The organism is bacterium (assembly GCA_029210545.1).
In the GTDB taxonomy this organism is placed as follows: domain Bacteria; phylum BMS3Abin14; class BMS3Abin14; order BMS3Abin14; family BMS3Abin14; genus JARGFV01.
Genome location: JARGFV010000172.1, coordinates 1 through 3,326, shown reverse-complemented (window position 1 = coordinate 3,326; position 3,326 = coordinate 1). Strand labels below are relative to the sequence as shown.

Below are 3,326 nucleotides of genomic sequence, written 5' to 3'. Positions count from 1 at the left end.
TTTGTTCTTTTCGGTCTAAATGCTACTTCCGAAAAACTATATCCAGGAGCCTGCATGGGGTTCTCCGACAGGCTCCTGGTGAGTCACAGTCCAAAAGTGACGAACGGGTGGTGAAAAAGGATCTTGCTTTTCGTGTATCAGGGCGGCGCTGGTCAGTTGTGAGAAATATGAGATCGCTCCTATTTCAAAAACTTAATGGCTTTCGCCCCGATATCTGTCCGATACTGTGCACCATCCCAGGAGATGAGGGCGCATGCCGCGTAGGCCCGCTCGATGGCCTGGGGGATGTCCCGGCCCCTCGCGGTCACGCCCAGGACCCGGCCTCCCGCGGTGACGATCCGGCCGTCTTTCTCTGTGGTCCCGGCGTGAAAGACCTTCGTGTCCTGAAGGGCGTCAGCCTCCTCGATGCCCGTGATGACCTTCCCTTTCTCGTACGGCCCCGGGTAACCTCCGGAGGCCATGACCACGCAGATAGTGGCGTCATCCTGCCACCTGAGCTCCACCTCGTGGAGGCGCTCGTCGATGACCGCCTCCATTATGTCGACAAGGTCGCCGTCCATGCGCATGAAGAGGGGTTGGGCCTCCGGGTCCCCGAACCGGGCGTTGAACTCGAGGACCCTGGCCTTGCCGTTCTCGATCATCAGGCCGGCGTACAGGACCCCTTTGTACGGACGTCCCTCGGCGGCCATGGCCCGCACCGTGGGGATCATGATCTCGTTCATGGCCTGATCGAACAGCTCCGGGGTGACCACCGGTGCCGGGGAGTAGGCCCCCATGCCGCCGGTGTTGGGTCCCTTGTCCCCGTCGAAGATCGGTTTGTGGTCCTGGGATGTGGCCAACGGCAGGACGGTCTTGCCGTCCGAAAAGGCGAGGAAAGAGGCTTCCTCGCCCGTGAGGAACTCTTCGATGACGACCCTGTCCCCGGCATCACCGAAGGCCCGCTGGACCATGCACAGGTCAAGCGCCTCGAGCGCCTCGGCCACTGTCAGGCATACGATGGCTCCCTTCCCAGCCGCAAGGCCGTCGGCCTTGACCACGATAGGCGCTCCCACCTCCTCGAGATGGGCCTTTGCGGCCTCGACGTCGGTGAATACGCCGTACGTCCCTGTGGGGATGTGGTACTTGGCCAGCAGGTCCTTGGTGAACACCTTGCTGCCCTCGATCTCCGCAGCGGCCTTGCTGGCCCCGAAGATCCTCAGTCCCGCCGCCTCAAAGGCGTCTACGATCCCGAGGGTCAGGGGAAGTTCGGGACCGACGCAGGTCAGGTCGATCCCCTCACGGGTGGCGAACTTCACCAGGCCGTCGATGTCGGTGACGTCGAGGGGTACCACCTTTGCTTCCCGGGCGATCCCGGCGTTGCCCGGGGCACAGAAGACCCGGGTCACCCGCGGTGACTGATTCAGCTTCCAGACCAGACTGTGTTCGCGTCCCCCTCCACCTACAACTAAAACCTTCATTCTCGCCTCCCTGAATGTCTTTTATGTGTTGTGTCGGGGTATGGGTGTATGGGGGTAACGGGGTAAGTGATCTGCTCTGTGACACCCAGACTCCCATACACCCTTACTTCCATACCACCTCTTTTAATGTTTAAAGTGCCTGATCCCCGTAAACACCATGGCAAGGCCGTGCTCGTCGGCGGCGGCGATGACCTCTTCATCCCTCACGCTGCCCCCGGGCTGGATGAGGGCGGTCACGCCCGCTTCGGCGGCCGCGTCCACGCCGTCCCTGAACGGGAAGAAGGCGTCCGATGCCAGTACAGTGCCCTCGATGGGGAGGTTGGCCTTCATGATGCCGATCCGGGCCGAATCCACGCGGCTCATCTGCCCGGCTCCCACGGCCACGAGCTGGCCGTCACGGGCGTAGATGATGGCGTTGGATTTGACGTGCTTTCCGATGACCCAGGCGAAACGAAGGGCCGCCATCTCCTCGGGGGTGGGTGTCCTCTTCGTGGCTACCCGGAGGTTCTTCTCGTCGAGGGTCAACAGGTCCCGGTCCTGGACGAGGTAGCCCCCGCCCGTGCTTCGGATGAACGGGATCGCCGGGTCCATGGCAGGCCGGTCCATTCCGGGAAGCTCCAGGATCCGGAGGTTCTTTTTGGTCTTGAGGATCTCGAGGGCTTCTTCCGCGTAGGAGGGGGCGATGATCACCTCGGTGAACACCTTGGCGACCTCTTCGGCGGTCTCCCGGTCCACCTCCCGGTTAAAGCCCACGATCCCGCCGAAGGCCGACACCGGGTCGGTCTTCATCGCTTTCCGGTGGGCTTCAGCCAGGGAGTCGCCCAGGGCCGCCCCGCACGGGTTGGTGTGTTTGATGATCATGCACGCGGGTTTGTCGAACTCCATGGTCAGCTGCAAGGTGGCGTCGGTGTCCAGGATGTTGTTGTAGGACAGCTCCTTGCCCCACAGCTGGCGGGCCTGTGTCAGAAGCGGTTCGAAGGAGGTCCCGGCCGAGTAAAAGGCCGCCCTCTGGTGGGGGTTCTCACCGTACCGCAGGTCCTGGAGCTTCCTGCCGGCCAGGACCAGGGTGTCGGAGAACGCTCCCTCAACCTTCTGTCCCTCCTCGTCCAGGGCGGAAAGGTAACCGGTCACGGCAGAATCGTACAGGCACGTGTGGGCGAACGCTTCCCGCGCCAGGGCCATCCTGGTGGCGAAGGAGATGCCCACCTCGTTGGCGATCTCGTCGAGCACCGAGCCGTAACGCTCAGGGTTGACCACCACCGCCACCGAGGGGAAGTTCTTGGCAGCGGCCCGGACCATCGCCGGCCCGCCGATGTCGATCATCTCCAGGGCATCCGGGAGGGAGGCGTCGGGGTCCTCGATAGTCTTTTGGAAGGGGTAGAGGTTGACGATCACGAGGTCGAAGGCCGCGATACCGTGCTTGTCCAGCTCCTCCATGTGCCCGGGGAGTTCCTTGCGTGCCAGGATACCGCCGTGGATGCGGGGATTCAATGTCTTGACCCTGCCGTCGAGGATCTCGGGAAAGCCGGTCACCTCGCTCACCGGAACGACGGGGATCCCGGCCTCTGAAAGGGCCCGGGCAGTGCCGCCCGAGGACACGATCTCGACACCGAGGTCGGTAAGGGAGCGGCAGAGGGGTTCGAGCCCCGTCTTGTCCCAGACGCTTACGAGGGCTCTTGCCACGGGAAGGGGGTCTCTTTTCATGAAGCTGCTCTCCTGCAGGTTGAGTTGGTTGACGTTGGCCGGAAACATAGGGACGACAGTTTTACATGAGGAGTTTGCAGGGGTCAACTATTGATGGACTCGCAAAAAGTCCATCAATGCGCCCCGCGCGGGGCGCCCAAATCAATGACTTACACCGTAAGTCAT

2 protein-coding genes are annotated in these 3,326 nt (G+C 62.5%); both read right to left on the bottom strand.

What is annotated here, in order from left to right; genetic code table 11:
* Nucleotides 1-179: 179 nt before the first annotated feature.
* Entirely contained in the window at nt 180-1,457 is a 1,278-nt protein-coding gene (gene purD / locus P1S46_11935; protein MDF1537179.1) for a phosphoribosylamine--glycine ligase, read from the bottom strand.
* A gap of 123 nt (nt 1,458-1,580) precedes the next feature.
* Nucleotides 1,581-3,161 carry a bifunctional phosphoribosylaminoimidazolecarboxamide formyltransferase/IMP cyclohydrolase gene (gene purH, locus P1S46_11930; GenBank protein MDF1537178.1) on the bottom strand — a complete coding sequence of 527 codons (1,581 nt, stop codon included), beginning with the start codon at nt 3,159-3,161 and terminating at the stop codon, nt 1,581-1,583.
* Nucleotides 3,162-3,326 lie beyond the last annotated feature (165 nt).